General features: G+C 71.0%; 23 protein-coding genes. 11 read left to right on the top strand and 12 right to left on the bottom strand.

All coding sequences use genetic code 11. The features are described from left to right. Nucleotides 1-44: 44 nt before the first annotated feature. Nucleotides 45-815, bottom strand: a complete 771-nt coding sequence (locus tag ACFE76_RS05450) for a PIG-L deacetylase family protein (protein ID WP_375430733.1) — start codon at nt 813-815, stop codon at nt 45-47. A gap of 355 nt (nt 816-1170) precedes the next feature. On the opposite strand from ACFE76_RS05450, the gene ACFE76_RS05445 reads away from it, so the two are divergent. Then, the gene (locus tag ACFE76_RS05445) at nt 1171-2529 is read left to right on the top strand and encodes a reverse transcriptase family protein (protein ID WP_375430732.1); all 1359 of its coding nucleotides are present in this window, start codon (nt 1171-1173) and stop codon (nt 2527-2529) included. A gap of 57 nt (nt 2530-2586) precedes the next feature. Here ACFE76_RS05445 and ACFE76_RS05440 read toward each other — a convergent pair whose 3' ends face one another. Both ACFE76_RS05440 and ACFE76_RS05435 read right to left on the bottom strand, forming a co-directional pair. Continuing rightward, nucleotides 2587-3336 carry a nucleotidyltransferase domain-containing protein gene (locus ACFE76_RS05440; RefSeq protein ID WP_375430731.1) on the bottom strand — a complete coding sequence of 250 codons (750 nt, stop codon included), beginning with the start codon at nt 3334-3336 and terminating at the stop codon, nt 2587-2589. A gap of 8 nt (nt 3337-3344) precedes the next feature. Further along, nucleotides 3345-4316: an NAD-dependent epimerase/dehydratase family protein gene (locus ACFE76_RS05435; protein ID WP_375430730.1), complete on the bottom strand. Its 972-nt coding sequence runs from the start codon at nt 4314-4316 to the stop codon at nt 3345-3347. 263 nt (nt 4317-4579) lie between these two features. Here ACFE76_RS05435 and ACFE76_RS05430 point away from each other — a divergent pair, with 263 nt between their 5' ends. Beyond that, nucleotides 4580-5569: an alpha/beta fold hydrolase gene (locus ACFE76_RS05430; protein WP_375430729.1), complete on the top strand. Its 990-nt coding sequence runs from the start codon at nt 4580-4582 to the stop codon at nt 5567-5569. 174 nt (nt 5570-5743) lie between these two features. On the opposite strand, the gene ACFE76_RS05425 is transcribed toward ACFE76_RS05430, so the two are convergent. Together ACFE76_RS05425 and ACFE76_RS05420 are read right to left on the bottom strand one after the other, a co-directional pair. Next, the gene (locus ACFE76_RS05425; RefSeq protein WP_375430823.1) at nt 5744-7216 is read right to left on the bottom strand and encodes an MFS transporter; all 1473 of its coding nucleotides are present in this window, start codon (nt 7214-7216) and stop codon (nt 5744-5746) included. A gap of 187 nt (nt 7217-7403) precedes the next feature. Continuing rightward, the gene (locus tag ACFE76_RS05420) at nt 7404-7682 is read right to left on the bottom strand and encodes a GlsB/YeaQ/YmgE family stress response membrane protein (protein WP_375430728.1); all 279 of its coding nucleotides are present in this window, start codon (nt 7680-7682) and stop codon (nt 7404-7406) included. Between the two features lie 118 nt (nt 7683-7800). On the opposite strand from ACFE76_RS05420, the gene ACFE76_RS05415 reads away from it, so the two are divergent. Further along, nucleotides 7801-8466: a DNA-binding response regulator gene (locus ACFE76_RS05415; protein ID WP_375430727.1), complete on the top strand. Its 666-nt coding sequence runs from the start codon at nt 7801-7803 to the stop codon at nt 8464-8466. 28 nt (nt 8467-8494) lie between these two features. On the opposite strand, the gene ACFE76_RS05410 is transcribed toward ACFE76_RS05415, so the two are convergent. Further along, nucleotides 8495-9229 (bottom strand): MOSC domain-containing protein, encoded by a 735-nt coding sequence (locus tag ACFE76_RS05410; protein WP_375430726.1) that lies wholly within the window; start codon nt 9227-9229, stop codon nt 8495-8497. 219 nt (nt 9230-9448) lie between these two features. Here ACFE76_RS05410 and ACFE76_RS05405 point away from each other — a divergent pair, with 219 nt between their 5' ends. The 4 genes from ACFE76_RS05405 (at nt 9449) to ACFE76_RS05390 (ending at nt 14263) form a co-directional block, all read left to right on the top strand. Further along, on the top strand, nt 9449-11242 hold the full coding sequence (locus ACFE76_RS05405) for an ABC transporter substrate-binding protein (protein WP_375430725.1): 1794 nt from the start codon (nt 9449-9451) through the stop codon (nt 11240-11242). Between the two features lie 67 nt (nt 11243-11309). Next, a complete protein-coding gene (locus tag ACFE76_RS05400) occupies nt 11310-12437 on the top strand; it encodes a hypothetical protein (protein ID WP_375430724.1) in 1128 nt (375 codons plus the stop codon). 8 nt (nt 12438-12445) lie between these two features. Next, nucleotides 12446-13396 carry an ABC transporter ATP-binding protein gene (locus tag ACFE76_RS05395; protein WP_375430723.1) on the top strand — a complete coding sequence of 317 codons (951 nt, stop codon included), beginning with the start codon at nt 12446-12448 and terminating at the stop codon, nt 13394-13396. A 54-nt stretch (nt 13397-13450) separates the two neighbouring features. Then, a complete protein-coding gene (locus ACFE76_RS05390) occupies nt 13451-14263 on the top strand; it encodes an ABC transporter permease (protein ID WP_375430722.1) in 813 nt (270 codons plus the stop codon). Between the two features lie 48 nt (nt 14264-14311). Here the strand turns inward: ACFE76_RS05390 and ACFE76_RS05385 are convergent, their stop codons facing one another. From ACFE76_RS05385 to ACFE76_RS05370, 4 genes are all read right to left on the bottom strand, one after another. After that, nucleotides 14312-15115, bottom strand: a complete 804-nt coding sequence (locus ACFE76_RS05385; protein ID WP_375430721.1) for an esterase/lipase family protein — start codon at nt 15113-15115, stop codon at nt 14312-14314. 36 nt (nt 15116-15151) lie between these two features. Beyond that, on the bottom strand, nt 15152-16321 hold the full coding sequence (locus tag ACFE76_RS05380) for an endonuclease/exonuclease/phosphatase family protein (protein WP_375430720.1): 1170 nt from the start codon (nt 16319-16321) through the stop codon (nt 15152-15154). A 75-nt stretch (nt 16322-16396) separates the two neighbouring features. After that, entirely contained in the window at nt 16397-17431 is a 1035-nt protein-coding gene (locus ACFE76_RS05375) for a GAF domain-containing sensor histidine kinase (protein ID WP_375430719.1), read from the bottom strand. 221 nt (nt 17432-17652) lie between these two features. Continuing rightward, a complete protein-coding gene (locus ACFE76_RS05370) occupies nt 17653-18621 on the bottom strand; it encodes an aldo/keto reductase (protein WP_375430718.1) in 969 nt (322 codons plus the stop codon). Nucleotides 18622-18738: 117 nt separating this feature from the next. Between ACFE76_RS05370 and ACFE76_RS05365 the strand changes: the two genes are divergently transcribed. The 4 genes from ACFE76_RS05365 to ACFE76_RS05350 all read left to right on the top strand — a co-directional run bounded on the left by ACFE76_RS05365 (nt 18739) and on the right by ACFE76_RS05350 (nt 23139). Then, nucleotides 18739-20001, top strand: coding sequence for an MFS transporter (locus ACFE76_RS05365; protein ID WP_375430717.1), 1263 nt, complete (start codon nt 18739-18741; stop codon nt 19999-20001). A 119-nt stretch (nt 20002-20120) separates the two neighbouring features. Next, nucleotides 20121-21422 (top strand): ABC transporter substrate-binding protein, encoded by a 1302-nt coding sequence (locus ACFE76_RS05360; RefSeq protein WP_375430716.1) that lies wholly within the window; start codon nt 20121-20123, stop codon nt 21420-21422. Next, on the top strand, nt 21419-22315 hold the full coding sequence (locus tag ACFE76_RS05355; protein WP_375430715.1) for a carbohydrate ABC transporter permease: 897 nt from the start codon (nt 21419-21421) through the stop codon (nt 22313-22315). The genes ACFE76_RS05360 and ACFE76_RS05355 overlap by 4 nt, the downstream gene beginning before the upstream one ends. Further along, the gene (locus tag ACFE76_RS05350; protein WP_375430714.1) at nt 22312-23139 is read left to right on the top strand and encodes a carbohydrate ABC transporter permease; all 828 of its coding nucleotides are present in this window, start codon (nt 22312-22314) and stop codon (nt 23137-23139) included. The genes ACFE76_RS05355 and ACFE76_RS05350 overlap by 4 nt, the downstream gene beginning before the upstream one ends. Before the next feature lie 326 nt (nt 23140-23465). On the opposite strand, the gene ACFE76_RS05345 is transcribed toward ACFE76_RS05350, so the two are convergent. Together ACFE76_RS05345 and ACFE76_RS05340 are read right to left on the bottom strand one after the other, a co-directional pair. Continuing rightward, nucleotides 23466-24971 carry a DUF222 domain-containing protein gene (locus tag ACFE76_RS05345; RefSeq protein ID WP_375430713.1) on the bottom strand — a complete coding sequence of 502 codons (1506 nt, stop codon included), beginning with the start codon at nt 24969-24971 and terminating at the stop codon, nt 23466-23468. Nucleotides 24972-24996: 25 nt separating this feature from the next. Then, on the bottom strand, nt 24997-25149 hold the full coding sequence (locus ACFE76_RS05340) for a hypothetical protein (RefSeq protein ID WP_375430712.1): 153 nt from the start codon (nt 25147-25149) through the stop codon (nt 24997-24999). Nucleotides 25150-25638 lie beyond the last annotated feature (489 nt).

Below are 25638 nucleotides of genomic sequence, written 5' to 3'. Positions count from 1 at the left end.
TGCTTACGTGAGGTCCGGCCCGTTTCCCTTTGAGCTAACCGGCCTCAGTTGATCCGGCTGACGGCGAAGACCTCGGCGAGCCGGCCCTCGGGGAGGCCGCCGACGGCAGCGTTCCGGGCGTTCCAGCTGCGCAGCATCTCCTCCAGGCCGGCTCCCTGGTGGGCGGTCTGGGAGACGTGAGCCTGCAAGGCGCGCACCTTGGCGCCGAAGGTGTCGGTGATGTCGACGACGTGGGACACCTCGGCGTGCGCGGTCAGCCAGAGCTCGGTCACCTTCCACGGCTCGAGGCCCTCGTCGGTGATCAGCTCGGGCCAGGCGAACCGGTTCTCCGCTGCTGGGTAGACCGCCCGTACGGTCGCCTCGCCGGCGGCCAGGTGGTCGGGGTGCGAAGCCTGCAGGCGTTGCAGCATGCGCTGCGGCGACTGGCAGACCACCCGCTGCGGCCGTACCTGCCGGATCACCCGGACGATGGCGTGCTGCAGCTCCCAGCTCGGCTCGAGCCAGCCGTCGCTCCAACCGTCCAGGAACCGCACGTCGGTGACCCCCAGCTCGGCCGAGGCTGCGCGCTGCTCCCGTTCGCGGATGGCCGGCATCTCGGCGCGCGGGGTGTCGTCGAAGCCACCCTGCTCGCCCCGGGTGCAGAGCAGCAGCGTGACCTCGATGCCCGCCTTGACCCAGGCGGCGATCGTCCCGGCCGCGCCGAAGTCGGCGTCGTCGGGGTGGGCCGCGACGACGAGCACCCGCTGAACGTCGGCGTCGGGGAGCGGGTCGGCCCAGTCGACGGAGCGCGGAGGGGTCGGCGGGGGTTCGGTCACGCCCCGAGATTAGTGGCGCGCTCGTCACGCTGAGCGATCCTGACGCGACTATCCGTCAGGATCGCGCACCGTGACTGTCAGCCACCGTGATGGTCGCCGGGCACGGGCGCGGCGGCCGGTCCGCGTGGACGGGCGATCTTGGTGCCCTGAGCGAGCTCGGCGCGTTCCTGGCACCATGGCGTGGTGAGGTGGCGCCGAACGCGAGAACTCGATCCGTTCGCGGATCGGCGCCGAGGTTCCCTCCGGTGACCGCACGTCCACCCTGCAGCAGGCACGCAGGTGCCTCGCCGCGCTCCGCGCAGCTGCGCACCCGCACGAGCGCGACAGGTCGCACGGCGCCACCTCGCCTCCGGACGTGAGCTCGGACTCCGACGGCGCGGTGGCCCGTGCCCTGAGCTGGGCGTTCCTGGCCGCCGACGGCTGGACCGTACGCTCCCTGCGTGCCGCCGCCGGGCGGACTCTCGGCCCAGACCACCGCTGGACGTCCGCGGTCGCGCGGGACGTGCTCGCCGAGCACCCGACGCCGCCGCTGGACCGGCCGTACGCACTGGCCGAGCTGATTGCCGGGCTGCCGGCGTTCGCCGAGGGGCTGGAGCGTGACCGGCGGCGGCAGGTGTCGGTGCGCGTCAGAAGCATCCCGACCGTGCCGGGGACGATGGGGCGCCGGTCCTGGCCGGTGCCGGTGCTCGACGACCTGCCCGCGCTGGCTGCGCTGCTGGAGGTGCCGGAGGAGCAGCTGCCCTGGCTGGCCGACGTCCAGGGGCGGCAGCGGCGCCGGCCCGAGGGCCCGCTGCGGCTGTACCGCTACCGCTGGGTGAGACGACCGGGCGCCGTACCGCGACTGCTCGAGGTGCCGACCCCGATCCTGCGGGCGGTGCTGCGACGACTGCTCGGCGAGGTGCTGGTCTGGGTGCCGCTGCACCCGGCCGCGTACGGGTTCGTCCGCGGCCGCAGCGCCCTCGACCACGCCCGGTGCCATGTGGGTGCGGACCTCGTGGTCAGCCTTGACCTGCGGCACTTCTTCGCGGCGGTCGGTGCCGCCCGGGTGGCCGGGCTGTTCCGGCGGATGGGGTATCCCGACGGCGTCGTGCCCACCCTGACCGGACTGGTCACCCACCGGACGCCGGTCGGGGTGCTGTCGGGGATGCCGAGCGGCGGAGACAGCAGCTCCCGAGCCCTGCTGCGAGCCCGGCTGCGGGCGCCGCACCTACCCCAGGGCGCGCCCACGTCACCCGCGCTGGCCAACCTCGCCTGCTTCGCCCTCGACCGACGGCTCGCGGGCTACGCCGAGGCTCTGGGCGGCGCCACCTACAGCCGCTACGCCGACGACCTGGTCTTTTCCGGACCCGCGTCGCTGCGGTCCGCCCGGCTGGTGCAGGCGGTGTCGACCATCGTGGCCCAGGAGGCGTTCACCCTGAACCCGGCCAAGACGCGCGTCCAGCGGTCGTCGCAGCGCCAGCTGGTGACGGGGATCGTGGTGAACGAGCAGCTCGGCGTGCCGCGCGAGGACGAGGACCGGCTGCGGGCCGTGCTGCACGAGGCCGGACGATCGGGCCCCGAGGTGGCCAACCGGCAGCAGCACCCCGACTTTCGGGCCCACCTGGAGGGCCGGGTCGGCTGGGTCGAGTCGGTGAACCCCGTCCGCGGTCGTCGACTGCGGCGTCAGCTCGAGGCGATCCGCTGGCCGGCTGAGGACGGAAGGGACATCGAGTAGAGAACAGCCGGGTAGTCGCGGTCGTTCTCTACCCGATGATCCCGGGCGGCGCCGGATTCACTCCGCAGCCTCGGTCAGGGAGGTCAGCGGCGCCCGGAGACGTCCGGCGAGGGCCGGATCCAGGTGGGCGATCTCCTCGATCAGCAGCGTGATCGCGACGGCGAAGGCTGGGGCCAGTCCCTCGGGGACGGGCGAGCCAACGATTGTGTGTGCGAGGCGAGTCAGCACAGCGGGCGGCAGCCGGTCGACGCCCCGACCCTGGTGACCGGGGAGCTCGTGGCGAAGGCAGGCCAGGGTGATGAGCTGGTCGCAGAGGCCGTCGAGCATCTGCACGGCCTGCCAGGGGCGGTCGCGCGCCAGGGCCGCCCGGGTGTGCAGCGCGTAGAGCCAGGCCCAGCCGACCACGGTGGTCAGGTCGGGCTCGACCGGGACGCGAGGCGGGTTCGCCGTCCCGAAGAGCAGCGCGAACGGCTCCCCGGTCGAGGCGAACTCCGCCGCCGGCCAGAAGGACAGGTCCAGCTGCAGCGAGCTCTCCAGCAGGAAGACGCGGTAGAGGGCAGGCCCCGACCAGACGTCGAGGTGGTGCGCCACGTCGACGAGCTCCGCCAGCACGGCCGTCCAGTGCGCGGCGGCGCGGGCCGGCTCCTCCCCGGGGCTCAGCCGCAGGGCCAGATCGACGTCGGACCAGCGGTCGCTCTCGCCGCGGGCCGCCGAGCCGACCAGAGCCGCAGCCGTGACCGACGGGTCGGCCCCCGCGCGGTCGACCAGATCACGTAACAGCTGGTCCCGTTCCGCCACCGTGAACATGCGGGAGATCAGACCGTGAGCGGGCGGGGGAGATCGAGCTGGCCGTGGTCGATCAGCCAGCGGACCGATGCCAGGATGGCCGCTTCGGGCTCGTACTGAGGGGCGTAACCGATCAGGGTGCGGGCCTTGTCGATGCTGAGGTACTGGCTGCGGGAGAGGTGTTCCCAGCTGGACTGGGAGAGCTCCTCGCTGGTGCTCGCCCGGAACTCGTCCCAGGTCACGGTGCGCAGGTCGGCGGCCCGGCCGAACCAGGAGGCGGCGATCTGGGCGTAGCCCCGCACGGTGAGCGCGGCCGGCGCGACGATCGTGAAGTCTTCACCCGCGGCGGCGTCGCGGTGGTCGACGGCGGCGACGAAGCCCTGCGCGACGTCGTCGGCGTGGACGTGGTGCATGAGCTCGGTTCCGATCCCGGGGATGTCGAGGGGCTGACCTGCCGACAGCTTTGTCCAGATGGCGGGGTCGACGTTGCCGAGGGGGCCGATCGGGTGCCAGCCGGGACCGACAATGTGGCCGGGGTGGAGCGAGGTGGTGACCAGCCCGCCGCCGCGGGTCTCGGCCTTGAGCAGGTCGGCGACGGCGGCCTTGGCGGTGCCGTACTTCCCGAGGGGCGGGGCGCCGTTGTCCTCGGTGATCGGCAGCTTCAGGCTCGGCCCGTGCCGCCAGACGGAGCCGCAGTGCAGCAGGTGCCCCGTCCGGCCGCGCAGCCCGTCGACGAGCGCCGCGGCGGAGTCGAGGGTGAAGCAGATCAGGTCGATGACGACGTCGGGCTGCAAGTCGGCGACCCGGCTCGGAAAGGTCCCGTCCCGGTCCTCGGCGACCCGGTCCGCCGTCGCCTGACGGACCTGCGTCCAGGCCGGGTCGTCGACGTAGCTGGCCCGCTGGCCGCGGCTGATGCTGATCACCTCGTGACCGGCACGGACCAGCCGGGGGACCAGGAAGCTGCCGATGTGGCCACGGCCACCGATCACGACGACGCGCATGCGCTCAGGCTAGTAGTCTGTAGCCCTTCATTCTTGGGCTTGGCGGCGCCCAGGCACGCACCTCGCGACGTTCTCCGTCGTGCTACGACCCGGTAGCCCTTCCTCGTCGGCCTTGCGATGCACGCACCTGGACGCCGCAAGCCACAAGGCCTAGGGGCGACAAACTACTAGGCGGCCGGCCGCGGCGGTCTGAGCGGGACCGATGAGTTCGCGCCGGCCGCCCGGTCTACCTGCTCACCACCCGCACATCCTCGGAGGACGACATGACCTCGACGACCACGGCCGCCACCACCCACCAGCTCGACGTCCCCGGCGGCCGGCTCTACTACGAGGTGCGCGGTACCGGTCCGTTGCTGCTGGTCGTGGGTCAGCCGATGACCAGTGGGGCGTTCGCCTCGTTCGCCGACCTGCTGGCCGAGGACCACACGGTGGTGACGTACGACCCGCGCGGGCTCGGCCAGAGCACCGTCGACGACCCCAGCCTGGCCGTCACCCCCGAGATCCAGGCTGACGACCTGGCGCTGCTGGTCGAGGCGCTGGACCGGGGACCGGCCGACATCTTCGGCAGCAGCGGTGGAGCGGTCGCCGGGCTAGCGTTGGTCGCCCGGCATCCCGAGCGGGTCCGGACACTGGTCGCGCACGAGCCGCCGGTCACGGAGCTGTTGGCGGACGCTCCGTACGTGCGGCCCGTCGTCGACGGCGTCGAGGACGCCTACCGCAGCGGCGGCTCCGGGGCGGGCTGGGGGGCCTTCGTCTCGCTGGTCATGCACCAGGGGCCGGTCACCGAGGCGGGCGTCGCCCCCACGACCTGGCCGCCTCGCGACGACACGGCGCCCGACGACACGGCGCCCGACGACACTGCGCCCGACGACACGGCGCCCGACGACACGGCGCCCGACGACACGGCGCCCGACCACACGGCGCCCGACGACACGGCGCCCGACCAGGTGCCTGCCGCCCCGGCAGCGCCGCCGGCGAAGCAGCAGGCGGACGACGAGCTGTTCTTTCTGCGGATGCTGAAGCCGTTCACCCGGTACGAGCCGCCCGCCGACGTGCTCCGCTCGGCGGGGCCGGAGGTCGTGGTCGCGGTCGGCGCGGCCTCCACGAGCGAGCTGGCGGTCCGCTCGGCCGTCGCGCTCGCCGAGCGGCTCGGCGTGACGCCGGTGGTGTTCCCCGGCGACCACGCCGGCCTCATGGGCGACCCGGCCGGCTTCGCCGACACTCTCCGGCAGGTACTACCAACGGCCTCGTAGAGCAGAGGCCTAGGAGGGTGGTGTCAAACGCCGACCTACTGCGCGGCACCCGGGCACGCACCGGGCTGCGTTGCCGTCGTCGCGGAGAGAACACCGCTATCCGACTCCTCCGGCGCCTTGCCCAGCACGTACCCGGGCACCTGCTCGCTACGGCCGCCGTTCGACAACACCCTCCTAGACCGGCAGCTTCGAGAGCTGGTTGCCGTGCTCGTCGTAGCTGCTCAGCGGTGGGGCGATGTCCTCCAGCGCCTTGCCCTCGGCGTCGACGCCGAACGCAAAGGCCACGAGCGCTCCGACGAGCATGATCACCGCCGCCATCACGTAGCCCCAGAACAGCGGCGTCCGGGCCGTGCCCTCGCCGACCAGGGCGCCGAAGATCAGCGGCCCCGCCGCCCCGAAGAGCTGCGCGATCGAGAAGAAGTACGAGATCGCCTGGCCGCGGACCTCGAGCGGGAAGATCTCCGAGACCGTCAGATAGCCCGCCGACGCCCCGGCCGAGGCGAAGAAGAACGACACGCACCAGAGCGCGGTGTGGGTGCCGGCCGTCAACAGGTCGGCCTGGAACAGCAGCGCTGAGATGAAGAGCACGACCGCGGCGAGCGCGTAGGAGCCGCCGATCATCTTGCGCCGGCCGACGGTGTCGAAGAAGCGGCCGAGCAGCAGCGGTCCGAGGAGGTTGCCGACCGCGAACGGGAAGAAGTAGAGCGCCGCGCTGGAAGAGGTCTTGCCGTAGAAGTGCTGCAGCACCAGCGAGGAGGTGAAGAAGATCGCGTTGTAGAGGAACGACTGGGTGATCATCAACGTCAGGCCCAAGACGGTCCGCGTCGGGTAGAGCTTCAGGAAGACGTACCGCAGCTGCTTGAGCGTCACCCCCTCGTGCGCCTTGATCCACCAAGCCTTGGACTCGTCGAGCTCGGGCAGCTGTTTGCCCTGGGCCTGCACCTGCTGCTCGACGTCGGCGACGATCTGTTCGGCCCGCTCGGACTGGCCGTGGGTCACGAGCCAGCGCGGGCTCTCGGGGATGTGGCGGCGCAGGTAGATGATGGCCAGACCGAGCACCGGACCGATGAAGAAGGCGATCCGCCAGCCGACGTTCTCGGCAAAGCGGTCGGTGTCGAGCAGCAGGAAGCTGCCGAAGGCGCCGATCATCGCGCCGAACCAGTAGGTGCCGTTGATGGCCAGGTCCACCCGGCCGCGGTACTTGCCCGGGATGAGCTCATCGATCGCGGAGTTGATCGCGGAGTACTCACCGCCGATGCCCACGCCGGCGACGAAGCGGAAGAGGTACAGGAACCAGACGTTCGGAGACAGCCCGGCGAGGCCCGACCCGACGAGGTAGATCACCAGGGTCAGGACGAAGAGTCGCTTGCGGCCCAGCTTGTCGGTCAGCCGGCCGAAGAACAGCGCGCCCGCCACCTGGCCAACGAGGTAGATGGCGGCTGTCAGGCCGACCTCGGTCGAGCCCATGCCCAGCGACTTCTCGTACCCGCCCGAGGCCACGATCTGGACCTCGAGGCCGTCCAGGATCCAGGCCGTTCCGAGGCCGAAGATCACCATCCAGTGGAACCGGGACCACGGCATCGTGTCCATCCGCACGGGGATGAGGCTGCGGACCGGCTTCTCGTCCTGTACCGATGCTGATGACATCATCGTCACGCTCCTTCATCGTCACCGCCGGACTGCTCCGCGCGGATCTGGTCAGATCATGCCCTGAGATCCAGAATCCGTACCGGCACCCCGGGCCGTGCGTGACGGGACGCACGAGACGGCGGCCGGATCCTCGTCGGAGCCGACCGCCGCCGCGTGCGGGGGGTCTTGGGTCAGGCGGCGAGCGTCAGGAGCGGACGCTGCGACGCGCGCCGACGCGGGTCCAGATCAGCAGCACGATGACCGCACCGATGACCGATCCGATCAGCCCGGCGGGCTGGAAGAACCCGCTCGAGCTGTCCTGGTGGAAGATCAGGTAGCCGAGGAAACCGCCGACGAAGGAGCCGATGACGCCCAGCAGGATGGTCATCGGGATCGAGATGTCCTGTCGGCCGGGGACGAGAAGCCGCGCCAGGGCGCCGGCGATCAGGCCGACGATGAGCAAGGTGATGATGAGGCCGATCATGATGGTGCCTTTCTGTACGGGTGGGCGGCAGGGGCTGTGGACCTCCCGCGCTGACGTCTCTACGGTTCCACCCCTTGGGGGGCTGTGGTACACCCCTAAGGGGGTTAAGTTGTCTCCTATGTCTTCGCCGAGCAAACCCCTGACCATCGCCCTGGTCGACGACTACGACGTGGTGGTCGTCGGCGTGGCCACGATGCTCGAGCCTTATCGCGAGCGGGTGCTGGTGGCCGAGATCGACACCAACTCTTCGGTCAGCGACCTCGTCGACGTCGTCCTCTACGACTCGTTCGCCCAGCCCGAGTCCGATGCGCAGGAGATCGCCGTGCTGGTGGAGAACCCGCGCGCCAAACGGGTCGTGGTCTACACCTGGAACTTCCACCCCGACCTGGTCGAGCACGCACGCCGACAGGGGGTGCACGGCTATCTGTCGAAGTCGCTGCCGGCCCGCGAGCTGGTGGCCGCGCTCGAGGCTGTGCACGCCGGCGAGGTCGTGATCAGCGAGCCGCCGCGGCGGGCCCGGCCCGCAACCGGGCTCGACTGGCCCGGCCGATCCGAGGGACTGACCGACCGCGAGGCCGAGATCCTTGCGCTGATCACCCAGGGCAAGAACAACGCCGAGGTCGCCCAGCTCACCTACCTCAGCCCCAACACGATCAAGTCCTACATCCGCTCGACCTACCGCAAGATCAACGTCACCAGCCGCACCCAGGCGGTGCTCTGGGGGATCGAGCGCGGCTTCACCCCCGACCACCACCGGATCGAGCACTGGCGCGGCGGCCCGTGACGGCTGGTGGCGCCAGCTCTGAGCCGGCTCAGCCCGAGGCGTTGACGTGCCGCATCCGGCCCCGCCGCTCGTCCTCCTCGTGCCAGACGGTCCGGTGGTCGGCCCAGGTCCGCCAGTGGGCGGCGAGCTCGGGAGTGTCGTAGATCGGCCCGAGGAAGCGGTCCTCGCCGTAGTAGATCCGGTTGATCGCGGCGGCGGTGACCCCGTGCGACGGCCGGTCGGAGATGGTCACCGGGTCGCCGGCCTGCAACACGCCCTCGGTGAGGATCCGCAGCAGCACCCCCGGCCGCCGCGACGCCGCGGCCCGGCGGGGAAAGCCCGGGTCGCCGCTGCGCAGCCCCAGCTTCCAGCAGGGCGTACGCGGCTCGGTGACCTGCAGCACGGACGTCCCGACCTGCCACGTCTCGCCGATGACGGCGTGGGTGAGGTCGAGGCCGACGGTGGTGAGGTTCTCGCCGAAGAAGCCGTCGGGGACCGGACGGCCGAGCTGGGACTCCCACCAGTCCTCGTCCTCGCGGGCGTAGGCGTAGACCGCCTTGTCCGCCCCGCCGTGGCTCTTGCGGTCGGACTGGTCGTCGCCCTCGAGGTTGTGACCCCGGACGGCGACGGGCCCGGTCACCTCGTCCTTGAAGATGCTCGAGACCAGCGTCCGGCCGAGCCACTCATACGTCTTCGGACCGCCGACGTGCACCGACTGCACGTGGGCCGGTCCGGCTGACGGCCGAGCGGTCGAGGGGGCGTCGGGTTCGGGCTTGAGCGTCACGGGGACCTCCGGCAGCACGCGCGGCGCCCCACGCGGTCACGGCAACACGGTGGGTGCGTCCCCCACCGGAGATAGGGCCATGTTCTCACGCAAGACACTTCCTGGTTGGACACCGGGCGCGGCTTGCGTCACCCGCCTCGGCGAAGGCGGTTCAGGCACGTAGGGTCTGGCTACATCCACTGTGGCTCAGCCCACACCCCGGCTCGGGAGGTCTCTTAGATGACGGAACTGCAGCACGAAGCCGAGGCCGGCTTCGTCCCCCGATCGACCCGGCGGGGCTTTCTGTCCCTGACCGGCCTGGCGCTGGGCGGTGCCGCGCTCGGGCTCGGTGCCACCAGCTGCGGGACCGCCCAGACGGGCAACAAGACCGGCGACGGTGCGGCCAAGGGACGAGCGGGTGCGGCGGGCGACACGTTGTTCGTGTTCGTCCAGTCCGGCGTGCCGACCAGCTTCAACCCGCTGGGGGCGACCCCGGCCTGGCCCACGGCGAAAGACCACACGCAGCTGATCTATGAGACCCTGCTGCGCTTCGACCTGCTGGACGGCTCGCTCAAGCCCGGTCTGGCGAAGGAGCTGCAGCAGCCCGAGCCGGGCACGTTCGTGCTGCCGCTGCAGGACGGCACGAAGTGGACCGACGGCACCGAGCTCACCGCGTCCGACGTCGTCTTCACCTTCGAGCTGGCCAAGAAGGCCAGCCTCAACTACACCAACGTCTGGACCTACCTCGAGTCCGTCGTGGCGACGGATCCGCGCACCGTCACGTTCACGGTGAAGAAGAAGCCCTTCAACCCCAACTCGGTCAAGGACGCCATCAGCGGCGTGTTCATCGTGCCGCAGCACGTCTGGGAGCCGTTCGGGGCCAAGGTCGGCGCCCAGACCAACCTCAAGCCCGTCGGCAGCGGCCCGTTCGTGCTCGACCGCTACGACCAGACCCAGATCAACCTGAAGCGGTTCGACGACTACTGGGGCAAGGCCGTCTTCGGGACGCCGGCGATGACGACGATCAACCACCCGATCTTCAAGAGCAACAACGACTCCGACCTCAAGCTCGAGAGCGGCGAGCTGGACGCCGCGCAGACCTTCACCGCGCAGATCTGGAAGATGTGGGAGAAGGGCAAGCCGGTCGGCACCTGGCTCAAGGACAAGCCGTACTACCTGCCGGGAAACCTGCCCCTGCTGGAGATCAACAGCTCGATCAAGGGGCTGGACAACCCCAAGGTGCGGCTGGCCATCGCCTACGCCATCGACTACGCCAACATCGCCAGCACCGCCATGTCGGACTACTCCGACCCAGCCAACGCCAGCCTGATGCTGCCCAACGGCGCCGAGGGCAAGTACTACGACCAGGCGACCGTGGACAGCCAGGGGTGGAAGCACGACCCGGCGAAGGCCGTCTCGATCCTCGAGGACGACCTCGGCTGCACCAAGGGCAAGGACGGCATCTACTCCCTGCCCGACGGCACCCGCCTCGGACCGTGGGAGGCGATCACCCCGACCGGGTGGAGCGACTGGAACACCGCGCTGGAGATCGTGGCCAAGTCCTGTACGGCGGTCGGGATCGACGTGAAGACGAAGTTTCCCCAAGCCCCGCAGGTCACCACGATGATCCAGAACGGCAACTTCGAGCTGGCCTGCTGGAACGCCTCGGGCGTCAGCGTCGCCAGCCCGTGGACCCGTTTCCGGGACGTGCTCGACGACCGCGGGATCCCGCCGATCGGCAAGACGGCGTTCGCAAACTTCACCCGCTTCTCCCACCCCGACGTCGCGGGTCTGCTCGACTCGGTCGGTGCGGCGACGTCGGAGGATGAGCTGAAGGAGATCTACACCAAGCTGGACGCGATCTACCGGGAAGGCATCCCGGTCATCCCACTGATGTACCGGCCGAACGAGTTCTACGAGTACAACTCCTCGAACTGGACGAACTTCCCGGACGAGAAGAACCCGTACGCCCCGCCCGGGTGGACGGGTGCCTCGGTCGGCTGGATCTTCGGGATCAAGAAGATCGGCACCTAGCGCCGGGCTGGGTAGCGCCGCCGTGGATCCCGAGCGGGTCTTCGCCGGCGCGCCTACAGTTGCGGCCATGAGGCGCCGGGGCAGTGCCGGCCGATGGGCCGTGGTGCTGCTTGCGGCTGCCGTCCTGGTCGCCACCCCCGTCGCCTTGGCCCGGCGGCCGGCTGAGGCGTCGTCGCTGCCGGCGGCCGAGCTGGCCCACCGGGTGCAGGAGTCGGCGGCCACCGGCTGGTCGGGACTGGCGGAGACCTCCGGCGCGCTCCAGGTGCCGGCCAGCGACTCGTTCGCGACGCTGGCTGATCTGCTGGGCGGTCAGAACACGCTGCGGGTGTGGTGGCGGGGGGTTGAGGACTGGCGGGTCGACCGGATCCGGAGCACCGGCGAGACCGACCTCTTCCGGCACGACGGGTACCTCACGCGCTGGGTCTTCGAGTCCGAGACCGCCACGATCTCGCCCGTGTCGCGGATCCGGCTGCCGGACGCCTCCGACCTGCTGCCACCGACGCTCGGCCGTTCGATGCTGCAGGGGGCCCGCGAGGACGAGCTGACCCGGCTGCCCACGGCACGGGTGGCGGGGATCGACGCCGTCGGGCTGCGCCTGACGCCCCGTGCGCTGAGGGGCGTGCCGCCCGACCTGGACCCCGTCGGTCCTGTCGGGACCGTCGACCACGTCGACCTGTGGGCCGACCCGGCGACCGGGCTGGCTGTTCGGGTCCAGCTGTACGCGGTCGGTGAGCGCCGCCCGACCGTCAGCGCGACCCTGACCACCTTCGACCGCGCGACGCCGGACCGGGCGCAGACCTCCTACTCGCCGTCGGCGGAGAGCCGGATCGAGTTCGAGGAGTCGGTGGACGTGGCGGCCGCCGCCAACGCCGGTGCGCCGTACGACCTGCCCGTCAGCCTGGCCGGGCTGAGCGTCCGCAACGGCCAGGACCCGGGAGCGGTCGGGATCTACGGCCGCGGACCGACCGCGCTGATTGTGTTGCCGCTGCGTGGCCAGGTGGCCGGTCCGTTGCGGGAGCGGCTGCGTTCCAGCGCCAGCGCGACCGAGACTGCGGAGGGCACGCTGGCCCCGGTCGGGCCGATCGGGGTGCTGCTCACCCCGCGGCGGGACGGCCGCGGCAGTGTGCTGCTGGCCGGGACGGTCGACGCCGCGACGCTGCAGCGCGCCGCCACTCAGCTGCTGGCCGCGGGATGAGCGATCGGGTGATCGCCACGTCCGCGCTGACCAAGCGGTACGGCGACCTGCGGGCGGTCGACGCTGTCGATCTGGAGGTGGCCGCCGGCGACGTGTACGGCTTCCTGGGGGCGAACGGGTCGGGGAAGACGACGACGGTCCGGATGCTGCTCGGCCTGGTGCTGCCGACATCCGGGACCGCCGAGGTGCTTGGTCAGCCGATGCCGGCCGCCCGGCGCCAGGTGCTGCCGCAGGTGGGGGCGCTGGTCGAGGGGCCGGGCGCCTACCCACACCTGTCGGGCCGCGCCAACCTCGCCCTGCTCGACGCCAGCGGGGCGGACCGGCTGCCGCGGCGTCGGCGCGGCACCCGGGTCACCGAGGTGCTCGCGGAGGTCGGTCTCGACCCGGCGGACGCCCGGCCGACCCGGGCGTACTCGCTCGGGATGCGGCAGCGGCTCGGGCTGGCCGCCGCGCTGCTGCGCCGGCCCCGGCTGCTGGTGCTGGACGAGCCGACGAACGGCCTCGACCCCCAGGGCATCGCCGAGATCCGGGAGCTGCTGCTGCGGCTGAACGCCGACGGCACCACCATCTTCTTGTCCAGCCACCTGTTGGCCGAGATCGAGCAGATGTGCACCCGGGTCGGCGTCCTCGACCGGGGCCGGCTGGTGCTGCAGGAGCAGCTGGACGTGCTGCTGCGGCCGACCGGTCTGGTCGCCGTCCGGACCCCCGACCTCGAACGTTGCCGCGCACTGCTGGGTGGGATGGTCACCGCGGTCGAGCAGGACCGGCTGCTCGTCCAGGCCGCCGACCCCGCCGCACTGAACGCCTACCTGGTGGGGGAGGGCATCGCCGTGGCCGAGATCGGCCCGTACCGTCGGGATCTCGAACAGCTGGTGCTGGAAGCGGCCGACACACCCCGACCGGCGCCGGTCCCGACTTCCGTGGAGCTGATGACGATCGAGCCGGGGGCGAGCAGATGATCACCGTCGAGCCGGAGGCGAGCAGATGATCACCGTCGAGCCGGAGGCGAGCAGATGATCACCGTCGAGCTGGTCAAGATGCTGCGGCGGCCGCGCACCTGGGTGATCATCGCGATGTTGGTGGCTCTGCCCACGCTGGTGGCGGTGCTGCTGGCGGTCACCGACCTCGGACCGCAACCGGGCACGGGTCCGCCGTTCCTCTCCGCGGTGCTGACGGACGGGACGCTCTTTCCGTTGGCGGCGCTCGGGGTGGTGCTGCCGCTGTTCCTGCCCATCGCGGTCGCGGTGCTCGGCGGGGACGCGATCGCCGGCGAGAGCCAGACGGGGACGCTGCGTTACCTGCTGCTGCGACCGGTCGGTCGGACGTGGTTGCTGCTGGCCAAGCTGGTGACGGTGATCGCGTTCGTGCTGATGGCGGTGCTGGTCGTCGCGAGCGTGTCCTACGTGGAGGGGCGTCTCCTGTTGGGGCGCTCGACGGCGGCCGGCACGGTGAGCCTGAGCGGTTCGACGCTGACCCCGGAGCAGGTGGCGGGCCGGACCGCGCTGGCGTTGACGTACGTGGTGGTCTGCATGCTCGGGGTCGCCGCGGTGGCGCTGTTCTTCTCGACGGTGACGACGTCCTCGGTCGGCGCGGCGCTGGGCACGATCGGTCTGCTGATCGCCTCCACCGTGCTGCTCGGTCTGGACGCCGCGCAGGCCCTGCACCCGTTCCTGCCGACGCGCTACTGGCTCTCGTTCGTCGACCTCTTCCGCGACCCGATCCTCACGCGAGACGTCGTCCGCGGCCTGCTCGTGCAGCTCAGCTATCTCGTCGTCTTCGGCCTCGCCGCCTGGGCCAGCTTCACCACGAAAGACATCGACGACTGATTCGTCCCGATCGCGCCCAGGCCCGACCTACCCGACGCTCGCGGGGAGTCAGCAGCGGACGTCGGTGGGGACGGCAGGCGGTGCGGCGCCGAGGGCCGAGGTGAGCAGGGCCAGCGTGACCGCGTTGGTCGGCAGGTCGGGATGGCCGGGGGTGGTCCCTGGGCAGACGTCCTGCACCGTCACGTTCAGGGCGCCATCGAGGGCGGCCGAGTCGACCGGGGTGACGACCTGGTCGCTGGTGGAGCGCAACGTGATCCAGGCGGGCCCAGCCGGAGTCTCGTCGCGTGCGTTGAGCCGGCGCAGCAGGTCGCTGTCGGGGACGAGCTGCTCGCAGGCCACGGGGCAGCCGCCGGCCAGCTGGCTGCCGAGCGCGGCCTGGCTCGTGCCGTGCTGGGGCGCGCCGAGGGTGAGGACCCGCCGGGCGACCGAGCCGCCGCCGTCCTCACGCACCCAGAGCCGGGCGACCACCCCGCCGGCGGAATAGCCGATCACGTCCACCGAAGCGGCCCCGGCGTCGCCCTGAACGTGACGCAGGAGGACGTCGGCGGCCACCTGGCCCAGGTGCTCGGCCTGCGCGGCCAGGTCGCCGGTCCCGTCCCCGACCGGCGGCACCACCACGGCCTGCCGCCCCTGGGCCCGCAGCGCCGCGGCCAACGGCTCGAGCGAGCTGCCCGTACCGCCGTAGCCGGGCACGAGCAGCACCGGGCCGGGCTGGTCCTGCGGCACGGGCTGGACGGCAGCCGCGCGGGAGCGGACGACGCCGGTCACGACCAGCGCGAGCACCAGGATCAGCACCAGCCCGCCCGTGCCCAGCACGACGCGTCGTCGCTGCGGGGAGAGGGCCTCGAGCACGTTGCGAGGCTACGCGGGCGGTGGCGGGCGACCCGTTCAGCCCAGCCGGAGGTGGGCGACCAGCCCGGCGTGGTCGGCGGCCCACAGCCCGCTCGCCGGGTCGCGTCCGGCCGGCGTCGAGCCGACGAGCTCGGCGCGGTCGGTGATGGCGCCGCGGCTGAGCACCAGGTCGATCCGGCGGTCCAAGTCCGGCGCCTCGGCGTCCACCCGCTCACCGAGGCAGCAAGTCGCGCCGGTTCCTTGCCCGTCCGGCTGCGCGACCCAGGCGTCGGCCAGTCCGCTGCCGACGAGCAGCCCGTACGCCGCACGTCCGTCGTCTGAGGCTTCCGTCGGACCGGAGTTACAGTCGCAGCCCAGCACGACCGGTCGTCCGGTCACCGCGAGCGGCCCGGCGAGCAGCTCCTGCGCCTGCGCCTCGGCCACGGCCGGGCTCTGCGACTCCAGCTGGGTGGTCACGAAGCGCAGCGCACTCCCGCCGACGCGGACGTCGGCCCACGCGTAGCCGCGGATGAAGGAGAACGCCACACCGCCGAGGTCCACGTCGATCCGGTGGGCGTACTGGCCCGTCCCGGTCCCGGTCACCTCGATCCCCGATCCGCGGCGGACCAGCACGACGTCGCGCATCGTCAGTCGGACGTCTCGGGCCGTGGGATCGTTGCCGGTCCGCGGGTCGCCGCGGAAGGCCGGCGCTTCGACGTCGGACTCGTCCTGGGTCGCGACCACGTCGTACGGCAGCCCGCGGGTGTCGAGCTCACCCAGCAGCAGCGCCAGGAAGTCCAGGTCCACCTCGGTCGCGTCCAACCGGCCGGGCTGGTCGAGCTGCAGCGGGCCGTGCCGCCACAGCGCGACCTCCTGCAGGCCGGCCAGGTCCGGCCGACTTTCGGCGAGCTCGGCGGCCAGCAGCCGGGCCCGGCTGGGAAAGTCGGTCTGGTCGACGACCGTACGCAGGGCGTCCGCCGCGTGCCCGAGCGCGAGCAGCGCCGCCACGCCGGTCTGGCCCTGTGCCGCGCGGACCGGTCGGGTGATGTCCCCGCCGAGATAGAGGTTGCGGGTCATCACGGTCACGTCGGTCGGTTCGGTCGTCGCGGAGCGGCCGGTCACTCCGGTCCCCACGGCGACGCCCGCCGCGACCAGCAGGGCCACCGCGAGAGCGATCACGAGTCGGCGGCGGCGGAGAACGCGCCCCGACTCCTCACGCTGAGCCACCGCCGTCCCCTCTCGCCTCGGTCGGGCCAGCGTAGACACTCCGACAGGACGGCTGGCCCGGGCAGTCCGGGGGGCTCAGCGCAGCGGGACGGTCCAGCAGAGCCGGATCCCACCCATCGGGGAGCGGTCGACGCTGAGGGCGCCGCCGTGCCCTTCGGCGCGGCAGCGCAGATTACCCATGCCGCTGTCGCGGGTGCTGCCGGTCAGGCCGACCCCGTCGTCCTCGATCACGAGCCGGAGCTGGCCAGCGGTCGCGCTGAGGTTGACCGTCGCGCGGTGTGCGCCGGCGTGCTTGCCCACGTTGGTCAGTCCCTCGCGGACGACGGCCTCGACGTCGTCGACCACCTGGGCGTCGACGAGCGCGTCGAGGGGTCCGCGGAAGCAGACCTCGGGGCGCAGGCCGAAGGCTGAGCCCACGCTCTCGGCAACCTCGAGCACCACCCGCCGCATCGAGGTCGAGGAGGTGTCCGAGCAGTGCAGGGCAAAGATCGTGGTCCGGATCTGCCGCACCGTCTCGTCCAGCTCGTCGATCACCTCGGTCAGCCGGGCCCGGTCCGCCTCGTCCTTGCTGGCTTTGGCGGTGCTCTGCAGCCGCAGGCCGGTGGCGAAGAGACGCTGGATCACCTGGTCGTGCAGGTCGCGCGCGATCCGCTCACGGTCCTCGAGCAGCCGGTTCCGGTGCTGGGCCGCCCGAGCGTCGCCGAGCTCGAGCGCGATGGTCACCTCGTGGGCCAGACCGCGCGCCAGAGCGGCGTCGTCCTCGGAGAAGGCCGGCTGGTCGCTGCGGCGGTGGACCTCGATCACGCCGAGGCTGCCGTTGCGGCCGACCAGCGGCAGGGCCATCACCCGGCCGAGGACCACGCAGCCCGCGATGGGCGCGTCCTGGCTGGCGGGCACCACGACCACGGCGTCGGCGTCCAGCAGCTCGCAGACGCTGGCGCTCAGCGCCGCCCACGGCCGCGGGTCGGTGTCGGAGCGGCTCAGCAGCAGCTGGCTGAAGTCCAGCGCCGCGCGTAACCAAACCGGATTCGGCTGCTGCGGCTGGGACTCCAGCGACGCGTGGTGCAGGAGCGTCGTGGGCATGGTGCGGTAGGAGGACGGGGACGCCACGGCTGGACTCCGATCGGACGCGAATCTCGGTAATGGTGAAGCGAGCTGTCACGTCCCCCGGGTAACGTGACTGCCCTTGAGAATAGGCGCTCGTCCGGGTCGAACCAAGATTGAAAAGGTTTTCCGAGACCTTATTGTTGCCGAGGAATAGGACAATTCTTACTCAATAGCGACACGCCAATCCAGCAAGGCGCGGGCTCCGAATGAAGCGCTGCCGCTGATCAGCGACTCGCCTTCTCGCGCAGGCCGTCGACCAGGGTGCGGGCCGCTGGTACGGGGTCGAACGAGTGGGCCGCTGCGGTCAGGGCGGTCACGGAGTCCTCGTCCAGGTCGAGGTCGGCGGCCGCCACGTTGAACTCCAGCTGCTCCACACTGGAGGCGCCGGGGATCACCACGACCTGCGGCTGGGCGAGCAGCCAGGCCAGCGCTACCTGGGCCGGCTTCGCGTCGTAGCGGTCGGCGGTCGCGCGCACCAGGTCCAGCAGCGGAGCGACCCGACGCAGGTTCTCGGTGCCGAAGAGCGGGTTCGCGGCCCGGACGCCGCCCGGCCGGTGGTCGGGGCCGTAGCGGCCGCCGAGCAGGCCTTGGGCCAGCGGGCTCCACGCCATGATCATCCGGTTCTCCTGAGCGGCGAAGGGGACGAGATCGCTCAGCGGTCCCGGCTTGGCCAGGGAGAACTGCACCTGGTTGCTGACCACCGGGCGACCGAGAGCCGCGTCGGCCTGCTGCCAGCGCTGCAGGGTGTAGTTCGAGACGCCGACGGCGCCGATCCGGTCGTCGTCCAGCAGGCTGCGCATTCCCCGCATGGTGACCGAGTCCGGCACCACGGGGTTGGCCTGGTGGATCTGGTAGAGCGGGATCTTGGCCAGCTGCAGTCGGCGGGCGCTGCCGGCGGCGCGACGTCGGACAACGGGCGGGAAGGGAGCGATCGGAAAGATCTTGCTCGCGACCACCACCTGGTCGCGCTCGGTCCCGAGCGCCTCGCCGAGGATCCGCTCGCTCTTGCCCATGCCGTAGACCTCGGCGGTGTCGAAGAGCGTGACGCCCAGCTCGCGGGCACGGGCCACGATGGCGTGCGCGGGACCCGAGGCGTAGCCGTCGCCGTACCCCCACTCGCGGGAGCCGAACTGCCACGTCCCCAGCCCCACTCGGCTGACCTGGCCCAGACCGTCGATCTCGAGGAACTTCACCTGACCAGTGTGACCGCTGCGGTCGTCCGATCACGTATGCTCCATCAGGAATTTCGATATCGAAGCCTTCGTTAACGAAGTGTTAGCGTCATGGGGACGGTCTGGAGGAGGTGCGACATGCGTTCGGCACGGTTGGTGGTGTTGGCGTCGGCGGTGGGGATGCTCGGTTGGGGCACGGTCCTGCCGTACCAGTACGCGTACGCGGCGAGCACCCGCGGCTGGGGCGGCCTGGTTGCCGCGCTGGCCTCGAGCCTGTTCTCGGTGGGCGCGCTGGCGGCTGCCCCGGTGGGTGGCAGGCTCGCAGACCGCTGGTCCCCGGCACTGGTGGCGATCAGCACCAAGGTGGTGGCCGCCGTGGCGGCGGCCTCCCTGACGACCGCCGACCGGCCCGGCACGTTCTTGGCCGGGATGGCCGTCTTCGGTTTCGCGCTCGCGGCCGGGACCCCGGCTCAGTCGGTCCTGCTGCTGAACCGGGTGCGCAGCGACGACCGCCGCTCGGTGTTCGCCTGGCTGGCCACCGGTCAGGCCCTCGGGATGGGTGTCGGCGCGTTCGCCGCCGGCTACGTCGTCGACCTGCGCCAGGCCGACGGGATGGACGTCGCCTTCGGCGCGGCCGCGTCCGGGTTCGCGCTGTCTGGGCTGCTCGTCGCGCTCGCCGTCCGCGGGGTCAACGACATCACCTCACCGCCGGTGCTGGTGCCGACGGCTCCGGGCGAGACGGGCCGCGCCTTGCGGCTGGTGGCCGCGAACCCGGCGCTGCGCTGGACCGCGGTCCTGACCGCTGCCCTCGCGCTGGCCTTCTACGCCCAGTTCGACAGCGGTCTGCCCGCGTACGCGCTGATCGTCCTCGACGTCTCCGAGCGCACCGTCGGCACGGCGGCGGCGGTGAACTGCTTCGTGCTCCTCGTCCTGCAGATGGGCGTGGTCAAGTGGACGGCCTCGCGGTCGGCGCCGCGGCTGCTGATGGCGGTCGGGGCGATCTGGCTGCTCTGCTGGGTCATTCTCGCCTTCGCTGCGCGGACGCCGGAGCTCGCACCGACGGTCCTCGTGGTCACGTTCGGCCTCTTCGCGGCCGGCGAGACGATGTACGGCCCGGTGCTCAACCCGTTGGTCGCCCAGCTCGCGCCGGACGGCTACGTCGGGACCACGCTGGGGCTGTTCTCCGGTCTGCAGACCGGCGTCTCGGCGCTCGGACCGCTGATCGCCGGCGTGGCGCTGGGGGCCGGTCTCGCCGACGGCTTCGTCGCGGTGCACGTGCTGTTCAGTGCCGTCGCGGTGTTTGCGGCCTGGCGTCTGCTTCGGACGGTCACCGAACATTTCGTGGCGGCCGATAATGACGATGAGCGGCAATCGGAAAGACCAGCAGAACGTAGTTTCTGAGGAATGTTGAGGTAAAGGCATCCAGGTGTTGGTGATCCACAGAATTCCCGCCGGGTGATCATGCCCACCGCGGGGCCGTCGACCGGTCCGGGGGACGAGCGCACGACGGGGAGAACACCATGACACCGATCACCAGACGTCGTTTCTTGGGCGGCGCGAGCGCCCTCGCCGCACCGGCCGGCCTCAGCGGGTGCGGCTTCGGGCTGTCCGGGTCCAAGCCGGACGACGACGCGAACACGCTCAGCTTCACCACCTGGGGCACCGACAGCGAGCTGGCGGGCTTCCGGAAGGCGATCACCGGCTTCGAGGCGGCCAACGCCGGTGTCACCGTCACCCTGAACGCCGTCCCGTACGAGCAGATGTTCACCAACATCGACGCCCAGCTGCAGGCCGGCCTTGCCCCGGACGTGTTCCGGGTGCCGTACTACACGTTCGGGGGGTACGCCGGCCGCAGTCAGCTGCTCGACCTCAGCCCGCACCTGGACGCCGCGTTCGGTGACCGCTTCACCCCTGCGGCCTGGCGCGCGGTGCAGAACCAGGACCGCCCGTTCGGGGTGCCGCACCACACCGACACCTCCGCGATCCTCTACAACAAGGCGCTGCTGTCCTCGGCGGGCATCGCCGCCGTCCCCACGTCGGTCGGCGACGCCTGGACCTGGGACGAGCTCACCACCGTCGCGCAGACGTTGCGCAAGGCCCTGCCGGGCGACAAGTACCCGTTCGCATACAACTGGCAGGGCAACGGGGTGACCCGCTGGCTCAGCCTGCTCTTCCAGGCCGACGGCCGCTTTCTGGCCGAGGACCTGACCAAGCCCGCCATCGACTCCAGCGCCGGGCGGGCGGCTCTTGACTTCAGCCGCAGCTTCTTCAACAACTTGTTCGTGCCGCCGAACGACTCCGTCAAGTCCACGACCTATGCGGCGGACATGTGGTACTCCCAGACCACGGCGATGGTCTTCGGCGGCGCGTTCATGATCCCCGACGCCGCGTCGACGCTGGACTTCGAGTGGGGCGCCACCTTCGCACCGCGCAAGGTCCGTGGGGGCGGCGACTTCGGCGGCAACGCGCTGGTGGCGACCGCCGCCTCGAAGAAGCCGGACCTGGCCGCGAAGTTCCTGGACTTCGTCACCTCGGCGGACGCGATGCGCGACTTCTGCGTCGGGGCCTCGCTGCTGCCCACCCGCCGCGACCTGGCGACGTCGGGGATCGAGTTCGCGGTCCGGCCCGAGCTGTCGCCGGTCTTCGTCGGCCAGGCCTCGGTGGTCCGTGCGGAGGACGCGGGCCAGGTCGCGTCGCCGTCGATGTCCAAGATCATCACGGTGCTGAAGGACCAGCTGGAGCAGGCCTTCGTCGGCGGCCAGACCACCGAGGACACCCTCGCTGGTCTCGCGGCCGGCATCGCCCGCGCGACCGCTTCGTGAGCGTGGCCTCGGCGTCGGTCCGGAGGGTCCGGGGTGAGTCGTGGGCGGGTTACGCCTTCGTAGCACCGAGCGTGGTGCTGCTCGGGCTGTTCGTGCTGGTGCCGCTGGTCGGTGCGCTGGTGCTGAGCCTGCAGCGGACGAACGGTTTCGGCGCCGGGACCTTCGTCGGACTCGACAACTACGCCCGGCTCGCCGCCGATCCGCTCTTCTGGCGTTCGACGCTGAACACCACGCTGTTCACCCTGCTGGTGACGCCGGTGTCGATGGCGCTCGGGCTCGGCGTGGCGGTGCTGCTGAACCCGGTGCTGCCGGCGCGCGGGCTGTTCCGGTCGATCCTGATCCTGCCGATGGCGATCTCCGGCGTGGCGACGGCGCTGATGGGCGTGCTGGTCTTCGACGAGAACAGCGGGGTGCTCGACAAGCTGCTGCGCTTCTTCGGCCTGCCCGCGGTGCCGTGGCAGTCCGGTGGGGCGGCCGCGTTCGCCTCGGTCGTGCTCGTCACCCTGTGGTGGCGGGTCGGCTTCAACATGCTGATCTACCTCGGCGGTCTGCAGGCCATCAGCCCCGACCTCTACGAAGCCGCCCGGCTGGACGGCGGCGGCCCCTGGCAGCAGCTCCGCTACCTGACCGTGCCGCTGGTCGGGCCGCAGACGTTCTTCCTGCTGATCATGAACGTCATCTACTCCTTCCAGGTCTTCGACATCGTCTTCGTCCTGACCGGCGGCGGGCCGCAGAACGCCACGTCGGTGCTCGTCACCTACGCCTACGACAACGGCTTCGTCACCCGAGACCAGGGGTACGCCGCCGCCATCGGGATGGTGCTGCTGGTCGTGATGCTGGCGTTCACGGTGGTGCAGTGGCGGTTCAGCCGCAACCGGGACCTGGCGGAATGAGGAGCCGTCGCGACCGGAGCCTGCGGGCCTGCCGGGTGCTCATCGCCGTCGCGGTCTGTGCGGTGATGGTCAGCCCGCTCTACTGGATGGTCGTCGTCGCCTTCTCCAGCCGGGCCGAGCTGCTCGGCGGGGCGCTGCGGCTGTGGCCACGGTCCTTCACCACGGCCAATTTCGAGCGGGTGCTGGCCGCCTTCCCGGTCGCCACCTGGTTCGGCAACTCGGTCGCCATTGCCCTGGTCGTGGCTCTGATCACCGTCGGGGTGAGCGTGCTCGGCGGGTACGCGTTCGGGCACCTGCGCTTTCGCGGGTCGACGGCGCTGTTCCTGCTGTCGGTGTCGACGCTGATGATCCCGGTGCAGGTGATCATGGTGTCGCTGTTCCGGCTGGTCACCGGGCTCGGCCTGTACGGCAGCTACTGGGCGGTGATCCTGCCGACGTCGGCGTCGGCGTTCGGGGTCTTCCTGGCGCGACAGTACATGCTGGCCATCCCCCGTGACCTACTCGAAGCGGCCCGGATCGATGGTGCCGGTCAGCTGCGGGTGTTTGCGTACGTGGTGCTGCCGCTCAGCCGGCCGCTGCTCGCGGTGCTGTTCTTCATGAGCCTGCTCGGGTCGTGGAACGACTTCGCGTGGCCGTTGATCGCGCTCAAGGACAACCAGCTCTTCACGCTCCCGATCGGGCTGCTCTACCTGCAGGGCCAGTTCGGCTCCGACTACGGCGGCACGATGGCCTTCGCGCTGCTGAACGTCGCGCCGATGGTCGTGCTGTTCCTGGTCTTTCAGCGCTACTTCGTCCAAGGCTTCGCGCGCAGCGGCATTCGCTGACGATCCGGACCGGCGTGGTGAGCGGTTCCCACGAGGTGGGAAACGCACCGGATGACGCCGGATCGTTTCGAGGACCTGGCTAGCGTCAGAACAGTCGGCTTGACGCCGGACCGTGAGTGCGGCTGAGCCCGAGCCACCGGGCACGGCTTCCGCCCGCGATGTCGGCGGTAGTGGTTGCGGCACGGATGTTCCTCGCGCAACGAAACGTCGGTCTCGGCACTCATCGAAACCTCGAGGGCGATGCAGCGGACGTCGGACTCAAACCATCCAGAAGCCAGCCGCTCCAGCTCCGGCTCGTAGTCTGGCTGTGGCTTGTCACCAGGATCTCACCGGTGGGGGTCTCGATCATCGGATGAGTCGATCGCCCACCCCACGTCACTTTCCCCCGACGGGTCGCGACCGCCCTTTACGGGAGTGGGCCTGAACAGGGTCGGCGGCAGGGTCTGGCTGAGCAGTCGTTGTCGGATCCGGGCGTTGAGCAGGGGTCGTCGTTGAGGGTCCATCCACTTCGGCGGGGTCCACTCGGGAAGCCCGTCAGCATTGATTGCGGCGGTCCAACCACGCTGTTCGAACTGGTGGTGGTGATAGCGGCACAGCAGGGTGAGGTTGTCGAGATCGGTGAGGCCGCCGTCGATCCACGGAACGATGTGGTGACGCTCGCACAGCTCCGGGGACCGGTCGCAGGCGGGGAACGAGCAGCCGCCATCCCGGGCGATCAACGCCCAGGTCAAGGCGGCGGTGGCGATCCGCCGGTTCCGACCCTGAGCTTTGACCGCGCCTGCCCGGCTGAGGACGGTGGGGATGACGTCGGCCTGCCCAGCCAGGTCGAGCACCTGCGCGACCGACAGGCGGGCGCCGTCGGAGGTGTGGCCGACCCCGACCCGCTCGCGCAGGTCTTCCTCGCTGATGGTGACGATCACCGTCGCCGGGACCCCGCCGACGTCCGGCAGCGTGTCGGAGCGAAGCATCCGGTCGCAGACGTCTTCGAGCGCGTCGTGCATCCGTTGCCCGTACGTCCGCCCGTCGGAGGCGGCGAGGAGCGCTGCGGTCCGGTTCGCCCCGTCGGCGCAGGGCACCGGCTCGGTCCGCGGCTTCGCGAGCGGCCGCAGCACCGCAGCCAGCTTGGCCCCGGCGACCCCGGTGAGCCGGAACTCCCCGATCCAGCTGCCGTTGCGGACCTGCCGCATGCTCAGGTGCCGACGTTCGGCGACCAGCTCGTCGTCGGGTCGGGTCCCGTCCGGGTCGATCCGCTCCACCACATGGTCGGCTAGCCGGCTCAGCTCTCGCGGCTCGAACGTCTCCGCGAACCCGGTCAGCAGGGTCTCTCCGGCGTCCACCTGGGCCGGGTCGAACCCCGGCCGGTCCACCTGAGAGAGCGCCCGCACGATCAGCTGCACCTGTTCGGGGGTCACCTGACCGTTCCGCTGCGCCGCCGCCAGCACCGGCCGGATCGGCTCGAGTCGCTCGCCGGCCATGGTCGTCCGAGGCCCGACCGCTTCCGCGGCCTTGACCCGGCTCTGTGCCTCGCGCGAGGACAGCCGCAACGCCCCCACCAGGACCCGCACCAGGTTCGGCTGGGTCAGCCGGTCGGCCAGCCGACGACTCTCCGCCTCGGCCAGCATCGCGTGGTCGACCACCGGCATCTGGTTACGGTGCTTCTCCAACCGCTGGAGGAATCCGATCAGCTCCTGGTCGTCGAACGACCCGAGCTCTCCGTCGTCGACCGCCGCGATCAGCTCGTCGAGCCCGGCGTTCAGCATCGACAGCCCGCGCTCCGCGCGGTTGACCGGACACACGTCCGTGTCGTCGCACTGCTGGATCCCCCGAGCCATGCCCCATCCTATTCGAATACCTGACCTATTGCAACCCTCCCAGCAGAGGGCAGGCGGCCAGGCGGAACGTGCTCGCGAAGCGGTCGAGAAGGGTGTTGCGCCCATGCAGGACCTCGACCACGCCGGTGGCGATCGACCGGTCGTCCCTGCGCGTCACGTCCAGGGTGGAGCGGTCCACCCGATCACCAGCTCGTCGAGACCGAAGCGCGGTTCGCCCATTGCCTTGAAGTCCCAGGCGCCGAGCGCCAGACTGGGGGGGCTCGAGCTCGCGGCCGTACCGGGGTCAGCTCGTAGACGATGACCGGGGAGTGCGAGACCCGGCGGAGGGCGTCGGCCGCCTGCGGCTCCTTGAGTCGCACGGCCAGGATGTTGCTCGTTCATCCACGAGCTCTGGCGCCTGGGTGATCGCGGAGTACTGCCCGTAGTCGCGTGCGGCCACGAACCTCAGGCCTGCGGGTCGGCGAAGGCTGCGCGTTCACCGCCGGGGCGCCGATGGGTAGCGCGGTCATGCGCTGGAAGAACTCGCGCACCACGATCAGGTTGACGAATATCGCGTTCTCGGCTGGACGACCTCCACCCGTGCAAAGGAGTGCCGGGCCAAAGCCGGTGGGCGTCAGGAACGGCCGAGAGGCACGGAGCCGGTCATCACCATCACCGCCGACGGCAT

Origin of the sequence: uncultured Friedmanniella sp., assembly GCF_964244005.1 — a bacterium.
Lineage (GTDB): Bacteria > Actinomycetota > Actinomycetes > Propionibacteriales > Propionibacteriaceae > Microlunatus.
The sequence above is the reverse complement of the archived record's forward strand: the minus strand, read 5'-3'. Positions and strand labels throughout refer to the sequence as shown.

Excerpts from the sequence above, each read along its gene's own strand:
- ACFE76_RS05400 (WP_375430724.1), top strand. The coding sequence starts at position 11,310 with ATGAGGCGCCGGGGCAGTGCCGGCCGATGGGCCGTGGTGCTGCTTGCG.
- ACFE76_RS05435 (WP_375430730.1), bottom strand. The coding sequence starts at position 4,316 with ATGCGCGTCGTCGTGATCGGTGGCCGTGGCCACATCGGCAGCTTCCTG.
- ACFE76_RS05345 (WP_375430713.1), bottom strand. The coding sequence starts at position 24,971 with ATGGCTCGGGGGATCCAGCAGTGCGACGACACGGACGTGTGTCCGGTC.
- ACFE76_RS05390 (WP_375430722.1), top strand. The coding sequence starts at position 13,451 with ATGATCACCGTCGAGCTGGTCAAGATGCTGCGGCGGCCGCGCACCTGG.
- ACFE76_RS05440 (WP_375430731.1), bottom strand. The coding sequence starts at position 3,336 with ATGTTCACGGTGGCGGAACGGGACCAGCTGTTACGTGATCTGGTCGAC.
- ACFE76_RS05405 (WP_375430725.1), top strand. The coding sequence starts at position 9,449 with ATGACGGAACTGCAGCACGAAGCCGAGGCCGGCTTCGTCCCCCGATCG.
- ACFE76_RS05425 (WP_375430823.1), bottom strand. The coding sequence starts at position 7,216 with ATGTCATCAGCATCGGTACAGGACGAGAAGCCGGTCCGCAGCCTCATC.
- ACFE76_RS05415 (WP_375430727.1), top strand. The coding sequence starts at position 7,801 with ATGTCTTCGCCGAGCAAACCCCTGACCATCGCCCTGGTCGACGACTAC.
- ACFE76_RS05350 (WP_375430714.1), top strand. The coding sequence starts at position 22,312 with ATGAGGAGCCGTCGCGACCGGAGCCTGCGGGCCTGCCGGGTGCTCATC.
- ACFE76_RS05430 (WP_375430729.1), top strand. The coding sequence starts at position 4,580 with ATGACCTCGACGACCACGGCCGCCACCACCCACCAGCTCGACGTCCCC.
- ACFE76_RS05365 (WP_375430717.1), top strand. The coding sequence starts at position 18,739 with ATGCGTTCGGCACGGTTGGTGGTGTTGGCGTCGGCGGTGGGGATGCTC.
- ACFE76_RS05360 (WP_375430716.1), top strand. The coding sequence starts at position 20,121 with ATGACACCGATCACCAGACGTCGTTTCTTGGGCGGCGCGAGCGCCCTC.
- ACFE76_RS05420 (WP_375430728.1), bottom strand. The coding sequence starts at position 7,682 with ATGATCGGCCTCATCATCACCTTGCTCATCGTCGGCCTGATCGCCGGC.